Raw genomic sequence first — 21,854 nt, forward strand, 5'->3', positions numbered from 1 at the left:
ATGACCCGCTCCGCTTCATCGGGCAGCAATGCGGCCAGTGCATCGAGTGCGCCGCGGGCTGAGCCGAGGGCCCGCATCTCGATCCAGTGTCCCAGCAGCATGATGGCGACCAGTAAGGCCAGCTCCCACCAGAAATCCAGATCGAAGCCGCCGATACCCAAACTGGTCACCCAAGAGGCGACAAAGGCCACAGTGATGGCCATGGAGATCAACAGCATCATGCCCGGTTGCCGGGCCTTGATTTCCTGCCATCCACCCTTGAGGAACGGCTGGCCGCCGTAGAAGAAGATAAAGGTTCCCAGCAGAGGCGCAACCCAGGTTGAACCCACAAACTGTGGCGGGGTATATCCGAGCAGGTGCCCAACCATCGGGCTGAAGAACACAACGGGGATCGAGAGGACCAGAGTCAGCCAGAACCTGTTCTTGAACATGGCGGTGCTGTGCCCGGCATGCTGACCCGCAGCATGAACGGCATGGTCATCATGGTCCATGCCGCCGTGTCCCATGGCCGAGTGATCCATACTGGGCGCCTGCGTCTGCGTCATCGTGTGGCGTTCGTGATTGTGCTTGTTCTCGGGCGTTTCCATGGCTCTCCCTGATGGCTTGGAATGGTGGTCGTCAACCAACTTCAGACGACCGTGTAGCCTGCAGAGACAACGGCAGCACGTACCGTTTCTGGGCTTGCCGGACCGGCGACTGTCAGGGTTGAGATGGACCCGGATACCAGAGTAACGGCCACTGAATCTACGCCGGCTACGGCGCGGACGGACTTCTCCACGGTCTGGACGCAATGCCCACAGGTCAACCCTTCCAGCTCAAAAACCGTCCCTGATGCATCGGCTGGCTGGGCGGATGTTGTCGGGGTGGAGCAGCACGCGCAGGAACTCTCCTGGGTGGGCGTCAGGTTGAGGTCTTCACGGTTATTGGTTCCGCACATATCGGGTGAGTCCTTAGAAAGAGGATGAATTGTGCGTTGTGGGTTGAACGGCAGTGGCGACCGGAAAGATCAACGGCGGCGACAAACTACTTCACTGACAACACCCCAAACATACCCCCTAGGGGTATGCGCGTCAAGGGATCGTAGCTGTGATTCAGGCGTCAATGGCAACGGTGTTCGTCGTTGGGGGACAAGGGGACTGCAGGAAAATCCATCAACCTAGAGGTCGCTGAGGCCGATCCCCTGATCGTTGAGGCAGATTGAGTGCTTCCCGGTGGCTGGCCCGATGGAACGCAAACACGTGCAGGGGGGGCCCTTGACGGCCGGCATGTACAGCCACACGAAGCGTTGCATCCTGTTGTAGGCGCCAAAGTCCAGGACTGCGCCGTCGATTTTGGGCGCCAGGTCGTGGCTGACACTAATCATGATCCCTCTATGGTTCGGCTGGTTCCACACATCAAGGGAATCACTGTCTGGCCATCCCGGGTCAGTGAGCGCGCAACGGAGGGGTTTCTTGGGTTCCGTCCGTGAGAAGTACAGGCCCTGCATGCGACAGCCTCCTCGGCCTTGATAGCAATGCAGCAGTCCGCCGAACACCTCGATCATCTTCCACCGCGTCCCTGGTCACGGTGAAGCTGCCAAGACCGGGGATTCTCACTGAGAGGCGCTGACCTGACATCAACGATGTCATCGGAGTGACTGTTTCATTGATGCGCGTCGTGCAAGGACAAATCAAGGGTGGCTTTGTTTTCACCCACAGGGGTCGTGATGGCCTTGATCACCACGTCATCGAGTTTCGGGAGCGCATGCCCGAGCCGATGCTCAGCATCCCGGATGGTCTCTTCGACCGCTGACAGAGTGTTATCGGCAACGACAACGGTTGCTGCGCCCTGCAGTCGGTGCCCGACCCAGCGCAATTGCAGCCGTTGCACGGAGAGAATACCGGGCGTGCCAGCCAGGGCGGTTTGCGCGCTGGCTACGAGGTCAGGTTCGATGCCGTCCATGAGCCGACGACCAATGCTCTTCACCGTCCCCAAGAGCAGCACAATGATTGCCGCTGAAATGAGAAGACCAATGATCGGGTCCGCCAGTGGGAAACCGAGCATCACGCCCACGGCACCGAACACTACGGCAAGGGACGTGAATCCGTCAGTGCGGGCGTGCACGCCGTCTGCGACGAGTGCGGCCGAACCGATCTTCTGCCCGACCCGGATGCGGTACACCGCCACGATCTCATTGCCAGCGAAGCCGATCACGCCAGCAGCAAGCACCCACCATAGATTCTCTAGCGGCTGTGGGTTGAATAGCCGCACGGTGGACTGCCATGCGGCCAGGACCGCAGACAGTGCAATGACCAAAACTATGAACAAGCCGGCCAGATCCTCGGCGCGCCCATAGCCGTAGGTATAGCGTTTCGTGGCCACCCTGCGGCCCAGGATAAAAGCAATCCACAGCGGCACGGCCGTCAACGCATCGGAGAAGTTATGGATGGTATCTGCCAGCAACGCCACCGAACCGCTGATCGCCACCACGATGACCTGCAGCGCCGTGGTTGCCAGCAGGATCACCATGCTGATCTTCAGCGCCCGGACGCCTTCCTTGCTCGCCTCCAAGGCATCGTCGATTGAATCGGAAGAGTCGTGGGTGTGTGGGACGAATAGTTCAAACAACCAACCCTTGAAACCCGAGTGGTTCTTGTGAGAGTGTCCGTCATGGCCATGGCCATGGTCATGGGCGTGTGGTTCGTGGGGATGCCCATGCTTTTCCTTGTCACTATCAGGATGGTGACCGGACTGGTTGATGAGTTTCATGTCGTGGCCCGTTCAGCCTGGTGGTGCGCGGGCATCCCGCCGAGTGCGTGTTCGGCCTGGTGGATTGCATCGATCACGAGTTGTCGGGCGTGTTCGTTCTCCAACCGATACATGACCTTCGTGCCGTCCTGACGGGTGGAAACCATACGTGCAAGCCGCATCTTGGCCAAGTGCTGTGAGACCGCCGCCGGTGATTTACCCACCACATCAGCCAGCGCACCAACCGCCATTTCGCCCTCGCGCAGGGCAAGAATGATCCGGACACGTGTGGCATCGGCCAGCATGGAGAAGACCTCCACCGCCAGTTCCACGTATTGACTGTCTACATCCAACGAACAAGCCTTCTTATCTGCATTCATACGCAGATACTAACACTAGGGATCTTTTCTTGTCAGGGTCGGTCCTGGGCTACTGGCGATCGTTGAGCACCTGACGGGGAACTTATGCCTGAGTTCCGTTGCTGCGTAACTCTCGTCCATGACTCACGAAGCCCTTGGGATGCGGACAGCGGCTGGCATCCTTGCCAAATACTAAGTCAGCCAGCGAGTCACCAGAATGAAGATGCCCAACAGGTCAGAAAAAAGTGGTCAAGGTCGAAAAGGGGGAGTCAGTCCTGCTGAAAAAGGGGAGCGAAACTCGCGGAAGATTTTGACGAATTGGGGGAGTTAAAGGGGAGTTGGCCTCAAACACCTCCGACCTGCAGGGTATAACCGCAGGTCAGAGGTCCTTTTGTGCCCCGGGCCGGACTCGAACCGGCGGCCAAGAGAAACTCAGGGCTCTCATGTCAGCAGTCTCCGTTGACGATCAAAAACCACTAGTTTCCGGGGGAGTCCGGGACAACGAGACCCCTTTGACATGCCAAGGATTGCCACGGTTTTTCGTTGAAAAACGTGAGTAAAACGTGACGAAGCCCTGCAGCACAGCACCGGAGCTGCTGACTGATGACCGCTTGCAGGTTCATCAGCATGGTGCACGGCATGTCACTGGTTGTGAATGGAGGGCCGTCGTACTTCAACGCACTTCGTTGTTTTGGGCGCGGATTCGGTCCGGCTGAACGGACTGCCGATGTAGGTCGCGAAACGTGCCGTTTGGTGCATTTTTGGTGGAGGAGATGAGCATGAATATCAAGAACTCAGGTGACGGTTTGTTTCGGTGTTGCAATTCCGGTGGGTCAGAATTTGGACCATTTTCGTGAGCCAAACCGCGAATGCAATGAACACGTCAGGGCAGGATGTTAAGGGACCGTTTGGTTTGACGTGAATTCAAAGCCACACACTCCGTGGCTTTGTTACAAGCCCTTGTTGTCTCATAGGAGTGCCTCCGCGAACCTGAGGCGTTGACAGCAGTGGTGCCGCAGCTTACGATGAGCGCATCTGGACACTCACGTGATCGGCAGAGCCGCGTGGTTGTGAAGACTATTCGCTAATGAATTGGGGTCGTCGCATGAAGGACCATATTGCGTCGTCATCCATCCTCCCGGAAGCGGCGGCGGCCTTGAAGGCGCGCGGGAGAGTATTCCGGCCAGCCAAAGTCTTTGCGAGGTCCTCATCCAAGGCTTTGGATTCAGATTCTGCGACGGAGTCCACTGGTACGCAGGACTTTACCAAGGAACGGACACCGATGTGAGCCGCATCGCGGTCATCGAGGACGAACCCATCCTTGCCCGGCTCCTCGAGCGGATCCTAGGTGGTGCTGGCCATACGGTCACGGTGGCCGGCTCGGTGGCTGGCGGGTTGACCCTGATACGCGCTGTCGACCCGGACCTGATCGTCCTGGATCTCGTGCTGCCGGACGGACGTGGCGAGGACGTCCTGGTCGAACTGATGCGCTTCCGCCCCTCGAGTCGGGTCCTGGTGCTGTCATCGATGACGCAGGTGGCGACTAGGGTGGGTGTTTTGGAGGGCGGTGCGGTGGATTTCCTGGCCAAACCGTTCGCCAACGCCGAGCTCTTGGCCCGGATCAACGCCCGCCTCCGGGCGCCAGCACCGACCGTGTCTGTGCCCCGCTACCTCCGCAGGGCCGGTGTCGAGGTCGATGTTCAACAACGCGAACTCGTGGTGGACGGGCGCCGTATCTCGTTGACGCAGCGTGAGTTCGCGCTCCTGGCTTTTCTCCTCCAGCGGGCGCCCGAGCCGTGTACCCGGGCCGAGCTGCTCGAGCGCGTCTGGGGGACGACATTCGACACCGGCACGAACATCGTCGACGTCTGTGTGCGTCGGCTGCGATCCAAACTGTCGAACGATAAAATCGAAACGGTGCGAAATGTCGGATATCGGATCGCGATTTAAGATAGTTCTCGCCGCTACCTGGGCAGTTTTCGCGGCGGTGAACTGCTACCTGACGTTCTCGCTGCCTGGCAGGGAGACCATCCCTTTTCACCTCGTATGGGCCAGTTTCGCGCTGGTCTACGGAATCTGCCCGTGGCCCCGCCGTGCCACCTTGGTTGTCGTCGCAGTGATCACAATGGTGACCGGTGTTGCCCTGGTCCGCCACGCGATGGCGGGGACCATCGAATGGGAAGAGTGCACCGAGATCGTCCTGATGGGCACCATCATATCGATTTTGATCTGGCACGTGAACCGGCAATGGGCCGCCCAAGCCCGGCTGCGAGCACTGCAGGAAGCCGACCGCCACCGTAGTGAGCAGCGGGAAAACGCCGCCCGGTTCGGTTCGCACGAGGTGCGTACACGGCTGACGATCGCGAGGGGCTACGCGCAACTCATCGCCGACCAGTCGGCCGAGCCGACGGTGCGAGAGGACGCCGAACTGGTGGTGGCCGAACTCATCAAGGCGTCCGCATTGGCGACCAACCTGCTCACCTTGGTCCGGGTCGTGGAGCCGTCGGCCCCCGAACCTGTCGACGTCGACCAACTGCTGGCCGAGATCCTGCGCCGATGGTCGGTCACTGCCGACCGGATCTGGAACGCCCGGAGTACGGTCGGCACCCTTCAGGGCGATAGTGAGCGACTCGAGGCAATACTGGACTGCCTGCTTGAGAATGCGGTCAAGTTCACTGGTCCAGGGGACACCATCGCGATGGCGGCGGACGCTGAGGGCGGCGAGCTAGTGCTGGTCGTTCGAGACACCGGGGCAGGCATCCCCGCCGCCGATCTGGACACCATTTTCGATACTTTCCGGACCGGGGCGACTGCAGGCGAGCGAGCCGGTAGCGGGCTGGGCCTGGCCATCGTCAAGGCCGTCGCTGAGGCACGTGGCGGCACCGTCTCGGTTGCCAGTTCGCTCGGCCGGGGCACCACCTTCACCCTGCGATTCCCGCTGCGACCTGCGCCGCCGATCCCACCCGGACACCCTCCCGATTCAGCGGACCGTGGTCCACTCAATGAACCTGCCGGGGTCGGTAGCTGACATGTCCACCCCGCCGGGTTCATCTGCCAGGCTTCCGGCCTCGTGGACCGAGTTGGAACCGGCGAGGCTCAGCCGACGACGACCACGACTTCGACGACGGCGGCGGGCTGCTCGAGCTCGTTGACCCGGACGGCTACGGTGATCTTCCATTGTCCCGCAACGGGTAGCGTCATCTCGGACCGGTAGCTTCCCGGCTTCCCTCCGGGTTCGATCTTGGCAGCCAGCGGTCCGAGACTCAGATTGGGCTCCGCCGCACATACTTGCGGCATGCTGATCGGAACAATGGGGGTGCCACCAGCGTCTGTGAGCTCGAAGGTGATGACGTTGGTACCCACTGTTCCCGGGCCGAACCGGCCGGTCAGGTGGCCGGTGCCAAGCTCGACGAGTACCGGTGTGCCACCTGCAGCGGGAGCCTCGCTCACGCGTGGGTTTTGCAGTGTCAGGACCGAGGTAAGCCCGATGACGATCACCAGCCCAACCGCCTCCAGCCGGATGGCCAAGGCCAGCCGGCTCCAAGCAGTGCCCTTGATTCCTTCGCGCGCCAAGCGGGGGACCAGACCGAATCGGTTCCACGCCGCCAGCCCGCCTATTGCCGCGACCATGGCGAGCTTGACCAGCAGCAACTGCCCATAGGAACTGCCCAGGAGGACTGTCACGGAGCCGACCATCACGACCGCCATGACCGTCCCGGTGATGCCCAACAAAAAGACGACGCCACCGGCCAGGGTGGAGAACCTGCCGAGGGCCGCGGCGGTCTCGGCGGGGTCTCCGTTGCGCCGGCGTGCACGGGTAACGTGCAGGATCAGGGCCAAGAGTCCACCCAACCAGACCGCAGCCGTCGCGGCGTGGGTCAGGTCGGCGCCCATCATGAGCCACGCGGACCCGAAGGTCCGCGTGTGGCCCACGGGCAGGACCGAGGCGAGCGCAATCACTGCCCCTACCGTGCCAACCCAGAATCCCGTCTGACGCGGCAGTCGTCCACGAATCACCATGAGGACTGCCCCGGAAAAAGCGAGGACAAACGTCAACGCGGCTCCCCCCGCCCATCCAGTGACGGCAACCCCCGGATCGAACAGCGCGCGGAGGCCGGCACCTCTCTCATGCGCCGCAGTGAGGGGCACAAGCACGAGATAGGCGCTCACGGCAACTAGTGCGGCCACCTTGGACAGCCCTCGATCGGCCGTTGGGATTCGGACAACGAACAGGTCGAACGCCGTCAGGCCCACAAGACAGAACAGGCCCAAATAGCCAAGAGCGTTGAGCACCACGTACAGGGCGTCAACAGACGCCGTGTCGTTCTGGACGATTGTGGGCACTGAAGCCCTGGATAGCCCCACGGTAAATGAGAGCATGCCGGAAACAGGATGGGAGTCATCGGAAACTACCCGCCAACCGAGCGTGTAGCCGCCTTCTGGTAGGTCCGACGGTAGGGAGACACTCACAGTCGCGTCCAACTGCTCGGCAGGCATGGTGCGATGGCCACCGGTGTCGTCGTAGAGCTGAAAGCCATCGGGGGCCAGGGCAACTGGTTCGCCGAAGACCAGCTCCACCACGCCAGGAGCCTGGGGTAGCACCGCGCCGTCGGTCGGCGTTGAATGCAGCAGCGAAGCGTGGGCCACTGCCGGGGTTGCAGGCAGCATCAGCCCTATCGCTAGTGCTGCGAAAATCAATTCGAGGAACCGGCGCGCGATGATTCCTTGGACACGGGGATGCCGGCCGCTGATCCGGGGGGATGTTCTGGTCACGATCGCCTCCTCATTCGGTGTGACAGCGCACGAGCTAATCAGGATGCAACGCCGCCTGGCCACAGGGCCGGGCGGCGTTGAATGGTGCGGTGGATGCTAGTTGCCTGTCGTGAAGCTCCAGGTGACGGGTACTAGCGGGTTGCCAGCGGTGTCCTTGATTCCGCTGCTGAGGGTGACGGTGTACTGGGTGTTGGCCAGCAGGGTGCCGGTCGGGTTGAGCGTTGCCACTCTGGTGGTGCCGGAGTAGCTGACCACTGAGGTGAACGCGGCTCCGGTCGACGTGCGCTTGATGGTGAAGTTCCCGCTCGCCGCGGCCGCGCTTGGCAGGCCGGTGACAGTCTCGCTGAATGTTGCGGTGATGTTCGCCGTCCGGCTGACCCTAGTGGCGTTGACCGCCGGGGTGCGAGCCGTGACGACTGGGATGGGTCCGGTGACGAACGTCCAGGTCTTGGTGGCCAGCGGGTTGCCGGCCACGTCCTTGACTGCGCTGTTCAGGGTCAGGGTGTAGGTCCTGTCACTGACCAGCGGGGCGTCCGGTGTGAGCGTGGCGACCCGGGTGGTTGCGTTGTAGCTCACCTTCGACCCGATGGTGGCCGTCCCCAGCTTCAGGGTGAAGTTGGGTGTGCTGGCAGCGGTGGTGGGCAGGCCCGTCACGGCTTCGCTGAATGTTGCACTCAACGGGGTCCGCGTGGTGGCCGTTCCCAGCCCGACGCCGGTGGCTCCGGCAGCGGGGTTGGTGGTGGTGACCGTCGGCACAGGACCGGTGATGAAGGTCCAGGCCGTCGCCGCGAGCGGGCCGCCCGAGACGCTCTTGATGGCCGTGGTCAATGAGAGCGTATAGCTCTTGTCCGCCGCCAGTGCCGCTGTGGGGGTGAGGGTGGCCGTCCGCGTCGCCGTGCTGTAGGCGACCGACGCCGGAACTACCGTGGTGCCTTGCTTCAACGTGAACGTAGTGTTGTTTATACCGGTGACGGCTTCATTGAACGTGACGGTCGGCCGTACGTTGCCCGCCACCCCGGTTGCTCCGGGTGCGGGGCTGTTGCCGGTCACCTTCGGTGTGGTGGATGCGGTGAGCAGTGGTGCGGACACCGTGTTCCCGGCCGCATTCCACGCCGTGACCCTGTAGGCATACTGCCCGGTCCCGGCGGTCTTGTCGGTGTAGGTGGTGACGTTTGCCAGTGTGGTGGCGAACTGGGCGTAGGCCCCGACCGTGCCGTTGGTCAGGGGTGCACGCTCGATCTTGTAGCCGATCTCGTTCTTTGCACTGCCCCAGGTGGCGGGATTGGTGATCGAAACCGGGGTCCCGTCGGTCCAACTCAGCATCACCTCACTTGTAGCTCTGGTGAAGCTAACCACCGGGGCATCTGGCAGTGTGCGGGGTGTGCTGACCGAGATGGGCCGCATCATGTCCATCTCCTCGTGGCTGAGAATGTGGCAATGCCACACATACTCCCAGCCGAAGTTGGTCATGTTGTTGCTGATCGGGGTGATCGGGTTGCCGTTGGTGTCGGTGTTGTTGAAGCCGGCTTCGGACCCGTTCGGTCCAGTCGTGGAGCCCTTGGCGCCCAGCGGCATCATGGGGTTTAGCGGCCGATTGCTGTCTGGGATGGCGAATGGGAGTTTCGGCAGGATGGGCCGGACCGCCACGATCGTGTCCTCCAAGGGACTGACGCGCACTGTATCTTTCCAGCCGAGTTCGTTAGGTTCGGGCGGGATGATGATGTTGTCCCATGTGACCCTATTCAACAGCTGGACGTCGTTGAGGTGGAAGTGCAGCGGGTGGGTGTCAACGCCGTTGTGGGTGATCTTCCAGATCTGTGTGCCGTCGGCGCTGGTGGAGATTGGGGTCACGTTGAGGCTGTTGGTCCCCTTGGTGCCGTCCAACAGTTCCGTGGCAGGGTTGACGAACGGATAGAGGATCACGTTTTGCAGCAGCGGGGTTGCTCCTGGCGCCTCCAATCCGATGTTGCCGCTCATCCGGCCCCACTCGTCGAAGTTCGCTGAGTTCATCTCGTCGTGCACGCTCTTGCCCTCGATGGGAATGCTGAGCTGGGAGCCCGAGAGTGTGTCGAACTTGAATTTGTCTCCTCCTTGTTCGGCGATCCGTGCGAAGCCGTCGCATTTGGCTGCGGGGTTGGTGGCCGTATTGCAGTACCCATTGCCGACGAAGCTCGTTCCGTAAGCTTGGTTGTAGGCGGACTGGCCGACCACGATCGGATTTTGGCTGGACTCGAAGACCCCGGCGGGCTTGCCGGCGGCGTCGGTGTGGTGGTCAAACGCAGCCATCAGCTTGCCCATCTGGTCAGCTGTTGTGTTGGGCCGGTCGAAGGCCAGCGCGGGTGCGGTGTTGGCAACCTTGACCTGCATGACTGACCGGGTGTCGGGCCCATAGCCGGGCAGGGTTGTGGGAGCGCCACCAGGGGACATATCCGGTCCTCCGGTGTAGTAGTCGTAGCCGGGAATCCGGCCCGGGAACGCCGCCGGTGCGTCGTTGTACAGGATCAACGTCTTCCCCTTGTAGGCGGAGAAGTCTACGATCACGTCGGCCCGTTCGGCCGGCGCGAGCAGCAGCGAATGCTGGTCCACGTTGCCGACGTCGAACCTGGTCGCGTCGGTGATCCATGTTGTCTCATGGGCGGGGACCACTGCCGGGGTTGGCAGGAAGCCGCTCTCGTTGCCGATCTGAATCCAGTTGGGGCCCTTGGGGCTCTTGGCGGTGTCCGGTGTTGGTGTGACGACCGGGTCGGTTTGCGCCATGGCGACCTCGCTGGACTTCAGCGCGACCTCGGTGCCGGTGGCGGGATCGGCGACGTACCAGGAAAGGTTCCAGAACCGGTCGTCAGAGCCGTTGAGGATCCGGAACCGGTACGACTTTGGGTCCATGGTCGTCGTTGGGTAGGCGGTGCCGTTCACGATCGGCGTGTCGTGGAACGCCTCCATGCCGACCGAATTGTTCGGTGTCGACGGGATCAGGGCCGGCTCGCAGAAGTCAGCCACATTCGCGTCGCAAGCGGGGTCGTAGTAGGGGTTGGCCATGGGCGGGTACTTGGCGTCCTTGGCCGGCGGCCAGAACCAGGGGCCGTAGAACCAGCGGCCAAACGCGCTCATGCCGCTGGGGTCACCGGGGTTCTGCGCGGGCATGTAGACGTGCGGCTGCCAGAGGTTCCCCTCACCGCCCCACTTCTTCGCGTCCCAGGTCGGGTCGAGCTGGGCCATCCGAGTCGCGCTCGGCACAAAGGTCTTGTCCTGGATGGTGAGCGAGGTCCCCATGCCGAGCCCTTCCAGGGCTCCACCGGGAGCCATCAGCTTCTGCTCCGTCTCGTCGGTGATCATATACCCGGCTTCCTCGCCGGCGTATACGTTGAGCCGCGTGATACCCCACGAGTGGTCGTGGTAAAACATCATCCGCGCACTCTGCTGGTTCGTGTAGAAGAACGTCTCCGCTCCGGGACCGGGGTCCGGCATATCCGGGACGTTGCTGACGCTGACACCCTTCGGGTACGCGGTGTTCTCACCGGTCGGGGTGACCCACTGGTGCGGTGTGCCGTCGCTGATCCACGGGGTGATGCCTCCGTGCAGGTGCAATGTGGCACGGTTCTCCGAGTAGCAGGTGGTCGGCTTCGGCGTCTCTCCACACATCGGGTTGCGCACGCCGTCTAGGACGCTCTTCTCGTCCACAGCCATGTCCACAGGGACCTTGGTAACGGGATCAAGCGTCATCATCTCGGGGCCGGCACCGGCACCCATCACCGTGGTGTCGACGGGGAGGAACAGGTCGCCATCCACACCGGTGGGCAGCAGGTTGCGGAACAGCACCCGGACGGGCTTGTTTTTCGTGGCGACGATCGTGGGGCCCAGGTAGTGCGGCTTGTCCACACCGGTGAAGCTGATCGGGCTGTCGGGCAGGGACGGGTCGAGGTTGGCGTTGCCGAGGGCAACTTTCTTGCCAGGGACGACACCGGTCGAGAGCTGGACGTACCCGCGAAGCAGGGTGGCCGGCAGGTCGCGGTGGAACTTCATCCGATACTGCACAACCGCGATCTCGTAGTAGTCGGTGCCGGGGTAGGTGGTGGTGTCGGGCACTGCAACTGGGATGTACTGGCCCAAATCGTTTGCGTTGGCTTCTCCCTGGCCGGGAAGGGTGTCGACGAACTTCTTGATCCCTGGGGTGAGGTAGCCCGCTCCGGGGGTGGTGACCAAAATGTCGGTGACCGAGCCCTTGACTGCCACCCTGACAGTGGCGCTGGCGCCCTTGTCGGCCGTGCCTACTGTGTCGGCGATCGTCACGGTCGGTGCAGAGTCGTAGCCGGCACCGCCGTCGGTGACGTCGATGCGGGTGACGCCGATGGTGGCCTCAACTGTGGCCGCTTGGGTGGGAGCGGTCTTGCTGGCATCGGTGACGGTCACGGTCGGGGCGGTGGTGTACCCGCTGCCGGCGTTGGCAATGTCGACGCCGGTGACCACACCGTTGGCGTCCATCGCCGCACTGGCAGTGGCTTGCACGCCGTCGGCAAGGTCAGGCTTGGAGATGTTTACGAGCGGCTGGGACTGGTAGCCGTTGCCGCCGTCGGTCAGCTTCAGGTTGTCGACGGTCCCGCTGGCCAGTGCATGCGCCTCGGAGCCTGCCGTGGGGTTCCCGCCCGCCAGGGTCACTGCGGGAGCGGTGAATCCGTAGCCTGTTTCATTGACGTCGATGCCGGTGATGACGCCGGTGGCGATCTCTGCGGTGGCCTTGGCCACCGTGGTGGGGGTGACTCCGCCGGTGGTGATCTCCACCGTCGGGGGAACTGCGTAGCCGGCACCGGGGCTGGTTACGGTGACACCGGAGATGGCACCCGTCTTTGGATCGACTGAGGCAGTAGCTTCCGCGCCTGTGCCCGGGTCGGTGATGGTCGGTGTGACGTCCGCCCCAAAGGAGTAGGTGCGGTCGTGGGAGAAGTCCGGATAGTTGGATGCGCCGAGCTTGACCGTACTGTCCTTGGCAGGTGCGACGTTGGTGGTCAGCGTCGTGTCCCCGCTTGCCGGAGTGCTCAAGGTGTCGCCGTTGGCGGGGACGTCTGTGTCGACCGGTATGCCCTGTCCGTAAAAGCCGATCACATCGTCTTTTTGGACTGTGACAGCTGGTGCGGCATAGGTTTGTACCTCTCCGCTCTCCACGGTTGGTGTCGGTACCTTCAGCTCGTCGCTGGCGTAGACGACCGTGTATTCCCCCGCTGTAGCGGTGGGTCGCAGCACCAGTGCGTGGAAGATGTTGCCCGCCGAGGGGGTCGGGCTCGCACCGGCGATGCCCTGGTTCCAGCTCTGGAAGTCGTTGAGGGTTCCGGCGGGTAGCTTGGTATGGTCAAGCACCACCAGCACCGGACCCATTTCACCAGTGGGCTTCGCATAATCGGTCGCGTACGTGCGCTTGGTCAGCGGGTTACCGTACAGGACCGGGGTCGGTGTCCCGACGCTGATCTTCACCATGGCGTCAGCCAACGTCTGCGGGCTGTTCGCCCAGTTGGGGTAGGGGCCGAAGTAGTGCGGCACCTTCGTCACGTCGGTGGCGCTCGAGGGGACCGCGGCCGCAGCAACATCGGGGCTGGAGCTCTTGTTCATCCCTCCCAACGGTCCGATGATGCTGACCAGCAGGGCGAGCGTCGCGATGATGGCCGGCCGGGCCAAGCGCCTCCTCGGGGCCTGACGGAGGGGGTTGCTGACAGATGGTTGCATGATGGTTCCCCTAACAGACGGTGCGCTGGATTGCGGGATCTATGTGAAGAGTGTGCACCCCTCGATGTCCAGGACGTGCCGTTTATGACATAAGTGTCATCTGGCCACGAGCATTCATGAAGCGCGATGTTTCGGGGACCACAGCTTGTCGGCTGTCTGACTAACCTGTCCTTGGCTATTGGTGCGACATTGTGTCCGCAGCCGCTGTTGGTGCAGAGATGTCGTGCATGTGGAGTTGGATGCTGGGCGTGAGTATCGACGCCGACGACAGACGCATGTGAATGCGCGGCGACAGACATGGCGATCAAATGTTCCGTACTTCTCACGGATTTGGTCGTAATCCCTGTCGGCAGTTACCAACCCGGGTAGAGTCACATTTCTCGGTCGTCGACGCAGTCTAAGGCTGTGACTTGGACGATCGAAGGGCCAATATTTAGCAATGTCGGCTTCAAGTCATCAGAGTCTGAAAAAACCGCGGATTTCCGGCGATTTTCAGCCCGCCGATTGAAAAACGTGACCTCAAGTGGAATCGAAATAGGCCCCGAAAATGTCAAAAACGTGACCAGGTTTTTGTTCAATAACGTGAGTTAAGCGTGATCTGGCTTCTTAGCGCACCCGGCCGAAACAGTAAAACCGCAGGTCAGAGGCCACTTTTGTGCCCAGGACTGGAATCGAACCAGCGACCAAGAGAAACTCAGGATTCTCATGCCAACAGTGATCGTTTCACGTCAAAAACCGCATGTTTCCGGGGGAGTGTGCAACAACGGGGCCCCTTTGACATGTCATAGATTGCCATGGGTTTTCGTTCAAAAACGTGAGTAAAACGTGACGAGGACCTGCAGGGTAGCGCCGGAGCTGCTGATTGAAGGCCGTTTGCAGGTTCATCGGCATGGTCGACGTCATGTCACCGGTTGTCGGTAGCGGGCCGTCGTGCGGCAACGGCAGGTGTTGTTCAGGGCGCGGTTTCCTTCCGGGCCGTCAGACGGCTAATTGCCAGTGCAAAGATGCGGTTTGGTGACTTCTCATTGGGCGATTGGAGCATCAACTTCCGTGATTTAGGGGCAATTTGTGCCTTATCTATCGTCTTTTCCGGTATGGATTGGGATCATTTCTCGGGGCTAAATTGCGAACCTAAAAATGACTGCCGGACGCGATGAAGTGCGAATCTGGTTCCTCATCGCTTGAGCGGGCCCACGCCGGTGTTGTGAATTCTCGCCGCTGGGTGTTCTCAGATTTAGGTGTTCCAGATTGCGTGAGTCTGCCAGTTCTCTGGTGCGCCGATGTCGTTTATGGTCAGTCCGGGAACGTTAGGGAAGGAGGTCAGGAGAGCCTGTGCCTTGTTCGTCCAGTCGCTGTTCTCACCAAGGCTGTCAAGGAGGAACGCGCAGAGATACAGCACTGAGTAGATGCGGGTCTTCGGCGTTCCGGTCAGCGTATTGAGTGGGTCTAGAAGGGGTGATATTCCGGTGGGTATTCGTTGGAGCCGGAAGGTCACTGGCTGGTTCCAGACGCGCGCGTGGTGGGCGCACATATTGCGGACGTGATTGAGGACTTTGATCCAGTTGACCAGAAAGCTGCCTTGGGAGATGCCGAAAGTCCGGGAGATTTCGCTTTGCTGGGCTTTGGTCAGAAACTGCCGGAAGAATGCAGAGAGCATCCCGAAGTCAAGCAGCTCAACGGCAACCCATACAGGGGGTTTGAGTTCCCAGCGGGACCTGTACAACCGCAGAATGTCATCGTGGGTGCTTGCAAGCTTTTCTTCGTAGCGGGCCACCCACCATTGATGGGCGGTCATTGATCCTTGCGGTGTTTGAACGGTTGCCAGGCAGCGGGCCGTGTCCAAGTGGGAGGCGTTTAAGTGAGCGAAAGGATCTTGGGCGCCGATGCAGTGAGCCGTCCGGACACGCAGGGCAACCTCGATCTGTTCCAGCGCCTCGAGCAGTATGAGGCGGAGTCGTTGGTCAAACGTCCACAAAGCGTGGGCGTCATCGAACGTTGTTCCTGCTTTTAGTAGATCCGAGCGGACAACGGTCCCGTCCGCATCAACGTGGTCAATTTCGCGGAATGGATACCAGTAGGCGGCCAATCGGTAATAGCCGACATTCCGCAGATCTCGTAGCGCATACTCGTGGCTGGGGATGAGCATCCCGCGTGAGAGGAGGATTTCCAGCTGTTGCTCGTAGGTGCGATGCGGTTTCGGTTCCAGGATGGCCCCTCCGAGTTAAAGAAAGCCAGCCCTTGCCGATGGCAGAGGGGCTGGGGCTTAATACATCAAGTCTATCGCAAACCGTGCGTAAACGGGGTGTCTGTTCTTTGGGTGTTGACTACTTCCGCTTCGTCACACACCCGCCACCAATAGCGCCGTCTTGCAGATGATCTTCGGTCTGGCAAGCGACAGCTGCAATAGCCTGAGACCACGAAACGCGCGCCTGCATACCCTCTCGATGTGGTAGCAATACGCATCGCAGCGGTTGATGAATGCATCCAAATCCCACAAACACCCGAACAGGAAGCAACGTCGAAACATCATCGGCGGGGGGTGACTGCGGGACATTCTCGTGATCCAAATGGTCGGTGAACGCTCGGGATCTGAACCTGCCGGCAACGTCGAGCACTCGTCTGAAGTCGAGTCAGAGAGGTGTCCCAGATAACCTCCCATGACCGGGCTTTTTCTAGGGGTATACGGGAATGTGACACCTGCGGAACTACATAGATTCGAATATTTCAGAAGTCGTCTGCACTCGTTCCGGTGAACGACCGGCTTGCGGGACGTCTTCGTTCTGTATGGTTCAGATGTTCCTGGGATGAGCCGTACTAGCGCCTACCGACTCCGTCTGGCACTTCGACATGTATCTTGAGGTATGAACGATGGGAAGCTGGAAAAGATAATTTCCCGAGCGGCTGAGTCGCTCGGTGCCGTCGGTGCAACTGGCATCGGATTGCTACTCAGTTCAGCGGGACCTGAGGCGGCTGCATTCATTGGCGGTGCGGCCGGCCCCCTTGTGGCTGGTATCGCAAACGACGTGGCTCATCGGATGATGAGCAAGCGAGAAGAGCATCGGCTTGGTGGGGTGATGGTCTTTGCCCTTGAATCAATGGAAGCTCTTCGAGCCGATGGTGGTCGTCTTCGAAGTGATGCGTTCTGGGCAACCGACGGGGGCTACCCAAGTCCTGGAGAAGAGGTCATTGAGGCGGTCCTGATGGCTGCCAAGCGTGAACCGCAGGAAAAGAAACTTGAGTATTTTGGCTGTCTGCTTGCACAGATCGCCTACAGTGACAACATTTCTGTGGAAACTGCCATGGTAATGGTCAACATGGCTGAGCGCCTTACCTGGACTCCATACGTACTAATTTCCATGGTTGGCCGCAAAGATGAGTTTGACCTCGAAGGCATCGAGGTCGGTCAAGGAATCGCTTCGTGGAAGGGCTGGGCGATCCATGATGAATTGAGGGCAATGGGGCCATTCGGTCTAAGCATCATGGGCGCTCCATCCAAAAAGACTCCGAGGATGAACCTGCCCTTGATCAATATGGAACTGTCTGATTTTGCTCTTGGAAACGGCGGACGACTTCTCTATGACTTTCTCGGTGTCGGAGACATCGCGGCCGACGAAATCAACAGCATAATCGGAGCCCTCCGTGAAGACCTTCAGCAAGCAACAGCCCCTGCAAGTCCTGCCGAGTAGGTTCCAGGTTCCAAATGGATGGCGTTCCATTGACCGTTTGGCTTACGGGCGGCGCTGAGATTGTCGGCACACCACCTTGGCTCAATGGCCTTGTCTCGGCGACCGGGAGGAGCGTGCGTAATCTGTAGGATCGACTAGGATCGACTAGGATCGACCAGGGTCGCCACCGGCCCAGAACTGGGGACATACAGGCGATGACGACCGAAACCGAAGCTAACTACGAGACCCGGTCGATTCGCGCCGTACGCGGCATGGAACCTCGCACGATCAAGAAGTGGGAGGACAACGGCTGGGAAATCGTGTCCCAGTCGCCAGGGAAGTTCCGCACAGAGATTACGCTTCGACGCCCGAAGGCGAAGTCTCGTCGTCTGCTAAGGACCGTCGGCGCTGTCGTCTTTGCTACCGTCCTGACGGTCATCATCACTATCGGTGTGATCAGCGAGCGGAGCGCAACGCCCGATGTGGTTGAGTCTCCGGCATCAACTGCAACAGCTCCTGCGAGAACTAGCGAAGAAGGCTCCCCGACTCCGACACCCAGTGTGAACGCGACCACCGACTGTTCTATGTTGGGGGCCTCGGCGGATTGCACGTTTGGGCAGACCGTGTCCTACACCACGCGCGAGGGAGCCGTTGCACTCGAAATCACCGTGCTGGATCCCGTTGAGTTCACGCCGAGTGTCAGCGCGACCTTCTGGAATAGCCGAGCCCACGAGATGCCTCGGCTGCCCGTAAACATCTACTTTCCCGTGACAATCAAGAACGTCTCAGGCCAAGCTCGCGACAGTAGCTTCATCTTTACTCATGCAACGAATGCCACGGAGGGGGAAAGTGATGTCCTTTCTGTGAGCGACGACACCGTGAGCGATGGTTTGAGCTTTGACACGCTTGCACCTGGGGAGACTTACGAATTCAAGGATGGGTGGAGTATGTCGAACTTGGGTGGCGTCGAGTTCGAGATCAGTATCGACGGGCTGGCCGGCGGCAGGGTGACCTTTACGAAGTAGAAGATGCTGGCGCGACTGTCCGGTGAGCGTCCGCTATTGGGACTGCGCGAACCGCCATTTAGAGCTGCGATTTAACCGCCAAATAGAATTAACAGTCACAACCGACGATCAAGCAATAGCCGGATCTAACTGAAAGTTCCATGATATGCCGTCTGACATCGAACCCGCCCTCACCATTGGCGCCATACTCGGCGACTCAGATTCAAAGAACATGGCCTGGAGTCGGCAGATCAACGTGTTAAGCCAGAAAGTTCAGAATGCCCGGCAGGACATCGTCAGTCCCATTCGAGTCAATGTGGTGTTTCACGTTGACGGGAAACTTGTCCCGAATGAGTTTCTTGGCATAAGGACAGGCAGGTTCTCGAAGAAGCAATCAAAACTCATGATTCAGGCAGCAATCAGTCTTGACCCCGTTGAAGACATTCCAACGTACTTGCACCGACTCCTTGAAGAGTCGATCGTTGCGGCGGAGATTTATGCCAGAAAAAGGAAGCTCGCAGACGATTTACCCGAGCTACTAGCACTTGTCAGAGGCCTAGATCAGACCCCGTGATGGATGACTGGCATTCCACAAGCTGAAGTTCACTGTCCCGGTCAAGGGTCCGCAATCGGGCAGCCTTCAGTCTCTGAAGAAGGGTATTCAGAGGGCTTCGGTCATCCCTTTGGGCGACTTCGGAAGCTGACGGCACTCGCGCGATTCCTGCTAGCACGCGTGTCCCGGAACTTGCAACGAAGTTAGCGAGTCACGGAGATTCCGTTATATGCGAAGCTTGCACGTCTCGGCTGGATCCACTCCTAGGGGCTTTGCTCACCGGTGCGAGGCCCGGGCACGCCGGGCTTGCACGACCGTGGAAGGTGGTCAAGCCTTAGCCTCTGATCGCGGCCGCCACCGCCGTTGGCAGTGCCCGCAGCTGTTCGGACGTAAAGTCTCGGGCTGGGATGTTCGGCCGCTTACCGAAGTCGGATTGCCGTACGAGGTCGACGGGGATCGGGATTCCGGGGATCGCCTCCACCCCTTGCGCGAGTGCCTCCCGTAGTTCGGGCTGCCGTCGATAGTCGGGGAACCTCACCTCGATTTTCGCCGAGACCTCCTTTGCGGAAGCGAAAGCATACAGGGCCACTGGCCACCTCACGCCGCGAGGCGAGGTGATCGAGCAGTTGAGGGACGGGGTCTGTCCTTTGCCGCCTACAATTTGGAACCCGGCGGACTGTAAGGCGCCCAAAAACTCTAGGATAAGCGGCGTCGCAGTCGGGTCATTTGCTTCGCACCAGGCCAGGAAGTCTTCCTCTCTCCAGGTCCGCACACTCGCGGCCGGCGATGCGGATTTGGCCTCGACGAGATCGGTACCGTACGCGGTGGGGATGAGGATCTCGACGTCCCCATCCTGAGCATGTGTGAATTCGACGACGATTACCCCGGTTGCGGGGACGGTTACGGCGTTGAGGAACTCGACGATCCGCTTGACGTCGTCGTTCAGATCATCGACGGCGAGGACAAGATTGAACCGGCCGGATGCGAGGTTCTCCTTCGCTGCAGTCCTAATCCGGCCATCTTGGTCATCCAGCTCCTCGAACGGGGAGACACGGCCGCCGTCGGCGCGCCGCCATACCCGCTCGAACTCGTCCACGTCCATGCGCCACATCTTGGATGCGTAGTCGAGGACTTGCCCAATCACCTCGCGTCGCACCTGCGGATTCGCAGCCAGCTTGCATTCCACGAGGGTAAGGTTCCCCTGTGTGTCCAAGATGACGACGTCCGCTCGGCCGGCACCGGACTGGAATTCGCGGCACGCCACGGCCTGGTCGGAGACGCCGGGTACTAGGTTTGGGTGGTCGTGCAAGATCTGCTGTAGGGCGCTTTCATTCTCGTAGCCCGTGCCGGCGGGCTCACGCCAACCGCTTTCCGCGTCGCGGATCAGAATGCCCATGTAGTGGCCTCAATTCCCTTGGGGGAAGAGTAGCAGGGATCGTCAGTGCCGTGTGGCGGAGTTCTATGGGCGGTTCATTCGGTCGCAGTCTTTTGGTGTCCGGTGAAGGTTCCTGTTAGTGACGATTTGGCGTGCTTCGCATAACAACCTGAGAAAGATAATGGCCGCGTTGTCTCTAGTGAATGGAGGGCGATTTTCAGCTCAAAGACTGAACTATTTGGCTTTGAGGTTGAGATCGCCAAGTTCGGGGTTTGTGCCGTGTTTGGCGTGGGTAGGGTTGCAGACATGGAATCAGTTTTGAAGTTTACGAAGCGTTGGGGCGCCCCTCTTGTGGCGGTCGTTTTCTTTTCCCTGTGGTGTGTGGGTGAAGCCGGCCGCATGGGGGACTCGTTCATGGTCTGGCCCGGGGGGTGGCCACTGGTTTTGATGATTCTAGCCATTGCAACGGCCATGTGGATGCCATATCTGTCTCTAAGCTTCACGGTGGTACTACTTATCGGGCAGCTGACGCACATCGTTCCGGCGATGGAGTCAAACCATTGGGCCATCTATGTTGGCTCCTTTATTGCTCTTTCCTTTATCTTTTGGGGGGCCTCGAGACGAGTTAGGTGGATCGCTGCCGGAATCAACGTGTTAGCCGCTGCCGTTATGGCTTTCTTGATCCTCTCGTGGCGGTACGGTGACGGCGTCGGCTGGTATCTGCCTTTGAACTATGGTGACCGGCCGATGCTTCAGGAATATGGACTGCAGTTGTTTGCGCTCCTATTGCTTATAGGCGTATGTTGCGGACTTGTAGGCGTTTTGTTAGCGCAGTACGAGGAGCGAGGCAATCTGTTCCGCGCGAAGGAACTGGCCCAACGCAGCCTCATGGAGACTGAAATTGCCTTGGTCGTGGAGCAGGAACGAACACGTATCTCCAGAGATCTGCACGATGTGTTGGCCCATTCATTAGCGGTCATCGCGGCTCAGGCTGACGGGACACGCTATCTGAGCAAGGATCAGCCTAAATCAGTCGTTAACGCGCTAGAGACGATCGCTAGCGCAGCCCGACGCGCATTAATCGATGCTCAACGCGTTATTGAGGGAGTCGGTGGCGACGGAATGGTCGCACCACAGCCGCAGTTGAATGACATCCCGGCCTTGGTTGAAGGCATGCAACGTGGCAGCTTGAAGATCAATTCAAGCGAGTCTGGGACAGCTGTGGAACTCTCAACCGGGCAGGAAATGGCCGTTTTCCGTATCGTGCAGGAGTGTCTGACCAACGCACTCAAGCATGGCGGTCGAGGTACTGATGTCAGGCTGCATTTTGACTGGTCGGGCCCCGGCCTGACCGTACATGTCGCCTCAGCCATGGCGGTGGCCGAAACTGACATCCTTGAGGTTTCCACCACGTCCCGTATTGGACGTGGCCTTCCAGGGATGCGAGAGCGCGCACACGCAGCAGGCGGTTGGATGACGGCTGGCCCTGATGGCGAACACTTCCGTGTGGCTGCTTTCGTCCCCTACGGAATCCGGGCAAACGGTGTGGATGGAGACGACGCCCTGGCAGCGAATTGGAACCCCGTTGCCGCAATGGCCGGCGTTGGGCGAGGCCCAACATTGACCGTTGAGGGGCATCAGGACGAGGCCGCAATTGAAGGAACGACGGTCTCCCGTGGGTGAAAC

Annotated in this window: 14 protein-coding genes and 1 pseudogene; 6 read left to right on the forward strand and 9 right to left on the reverse strand. The window is 60.3% G+C overall.

The window, feature by feature from the left end; all coding sequences use genetic code 11:
* The 5 genes and pseudogenes from CXQ93_RS14555 to CXQ93_RS14575 all read right to left on the reverse strand — a co-directional run.
* Positions 1 to 521: pseudogene (locus tag CXQ93_RS14555) on the reverse strand (heavy metal translocating P-type ATPase); the annotation flags it as partial.
* Between the two features lie 107 nt (positions 522 to 628).
* Positions 629 to 937 carry a heavy-metal-associated domain-containing protein gene (locus tag CXQ93_RS14560; RefSeq protein WP_104111165.1) on the reverse strand — a complete coding sequence of 103 codons (309 nt, stop codon included), beginning with the start codon at positions 935 to 937 and terminating at the stop codon, positions 629 to 631.
* A 219-nt stretch (positions 938 to 1,156) separates the two neighbouring features.
* Positions 1,157 to 1,363, reverse strand: coding sequence for a hypothetical protein (locus CXQ93_RS21125; protein ID WP_258069020.1), 207 nt, complete (start codon positions 1,361 to 1,363; stop codon positions 1,157 to 1,159).
* Positions 1,364 to 1,641: 278 nt separating this feature from the next.
* A complete protein-coding gene (locus CXQ93_RS14570) occupies positions 1,642 to 2,748 on the reverse strand; it encodes a cation diffusion facilitator family transporter (protein WP_104111166.1) in 1,107 nt (368 codons plus the stop codon).
* Positions 2,745 to 3,107 (reverse strand): metalloregulator ArsR/SmtB family transcription factor, encoded by a 363-nt coding sequence (locus CXQ93_RS14575; RefSeq protein WP_104111167.1) that lies wholly within the window; start codon positions 3,105 to 3,107, stop codon positions 2,745 to 2,747. The genes CXQ93_RS14570 and CXQ93_RS14575 overlap by 4 nt, the downstream gene beginning before the upstream one ends.
* A gap of 1,263 nt (positions 3,108 to 4,370) precedes the next feature.
* Here CXQ93_RS14575 and CXQ93_RS14585 point away from each other — a divergent pair.
* Positions 4,371 to 5,036: a response regulator transcription factor gene (locus CXQ93_RS14585; RefSeq protein WP_104111169.1), complete on the forward strand. Its 666-nt coding sequence runs from the start codon at positions 4,371 to 4,373 to the stop codon at positions 5,034 to 5,036.
* A gap of 253 nt (positions 5,037 to 5,289) precedes the next feature.
* Entirely contained in the window at positions 5,290 to 6,114 is an 825-nt protein-coding gene (locus CXQ93_RS14590) for a sensor histidine kinase KdpD (RefSeq protein ID WP_181036173.1), read from the forward strand.
* Positions 6,115 to 6,182: 68 nt separating this feature from the next.
* Here the strand turns inward: CXQ93_RS14590 and CXQ93_RS14595 are convergent, their stop codons facing one another.
* The 3 genes from CXQ93_RS14595 to CXQ93_RS14605 all read right to left on the reverse strand — a co-directional run bounded on the left by CXQ93_RS14595 (position 6,183) and on the right by CXQ93_RS14605 (position 15,717).
* Complete coding sequence (locus CXQ93_RS14595) at positions 6,183 to 7,859, reverse strand: copper resistance protein CopC (protein ID WP_104111171.1); 1,677 nt, start codon at positions 7,857 to 7,859, stop codon at positions 6,183 to 6,185.
* A gap of 96 nt (positions 7,860 to 7,955) precedes the next feature.
* Positions 7,956 to 13,571, reverse strand: coding sequence for an Ig-like domain-containing protein (locus tag CXQ93_RS14600; RefSeq protein ID WP_146073231.1), 5,616 nt, complete (start codon positions 13,569 to 13,571; stop codon positions 7,956 to 7,958).
* Positions 13,572 to 14,805: 1,234 nt separating this feature from the next.
* Entirely contained in the window at positions 14,806 to 15,717 is a 912-nt protein-coding gene (locus CXQ93_RS14605; protein WP_104111173.1) for an Abi family protein, read from the reverse strand.
* Positions 15,718 to 16,432: 715 nt separating this feature from the next.
* Between CXQ93_RS14605 and CXQ93_RS14610 the strand changes: the two genes are divergently transcribed.
* The 3 genes from CXQ93_RS14610 to CXQ93_RS14620 all read left to right on the forward strand — a co-directional run bounded on the left by CXQ93_RS14610 (position 16,433) and on the right by CXQ93_RS14620 (position 18,814).
* The gene (locus tag CXQ93_RS14610) at positions 16,433 to 17,257 is read left to right on the forward strand and encodes a hypothetical protein (RefSeq protein ID WP_104111174.1); all 825 of its coding nucleotides are present in this window, start codon (positions 16,433 to 16,435) and stop codon (positions 17,255 to 17,257) included.
* Positions 17,258 to 17,451: 194 nt separating this feature from the next.
* On the forward strand, positions 17,452 to 18,261 hold the full coding sequence (locus tag CXQ93_RS14615; protein WP_104111175.1) for a hypothetical protein: 810 nt from the start codon (positions 17,452 to 17,454) through the stop codon (positions 18,259 to 18,261).
* Positions 18,262 to 18,406: 145 nt separating this feature from the next.
* Entirely contained in the window at positions 18,407 to 18,814 is a 408-nt protein-coding gene (locus tag CXQ93_RS14620; protein WP_104111176.1) for a hypothetical protein, read from the forward strand.
* A gap of 313 nt (positions 18,815 to 19,127) precedes the next feature.
* On the opposite strand, the gene CXQ93_RS14625 is transcribed toward CXQ93_RS14620, so the two are convergent.
* Positions 19,128 to 20,189: a hypothetical protein gene (locus tag CXQ93_RS14625; RefSeq protein WP_104111177.1), complete on the reverse strand. Its 1,062-nt coding sequence runs from the start codon at positions 20,187 to 20,189 to the stop codon at positions 19,128 to 19,130.
* A gap of 648 nt (positions 20,190 to 20,837) precedes the next feature.
* Here CXQ93_RS14625 and CXQ93_RS14630 point away from each other — a divergent pair.
* Entirely contained in the window at positions 20,838 to 21,851 is a 1,014-nt protein-coding gene (locus CXQ93_RS14630) for a sensor histidine kinase (protein WP_258069021.1), read from the forward strand.
* The last annotated feature ends 3 nt before the right edge of the window (positions 21,852 to 21,854 follow it).

The sequence above is a fragment of the Arthrobacter sp. N199823 genome, assembly GCF_002929705.1.
Taxonomy (GTDB): Bacteria; Actinomycetota; Actinomycetes; order Actinomycetales; family Micrococcaceae; genus Specibacter.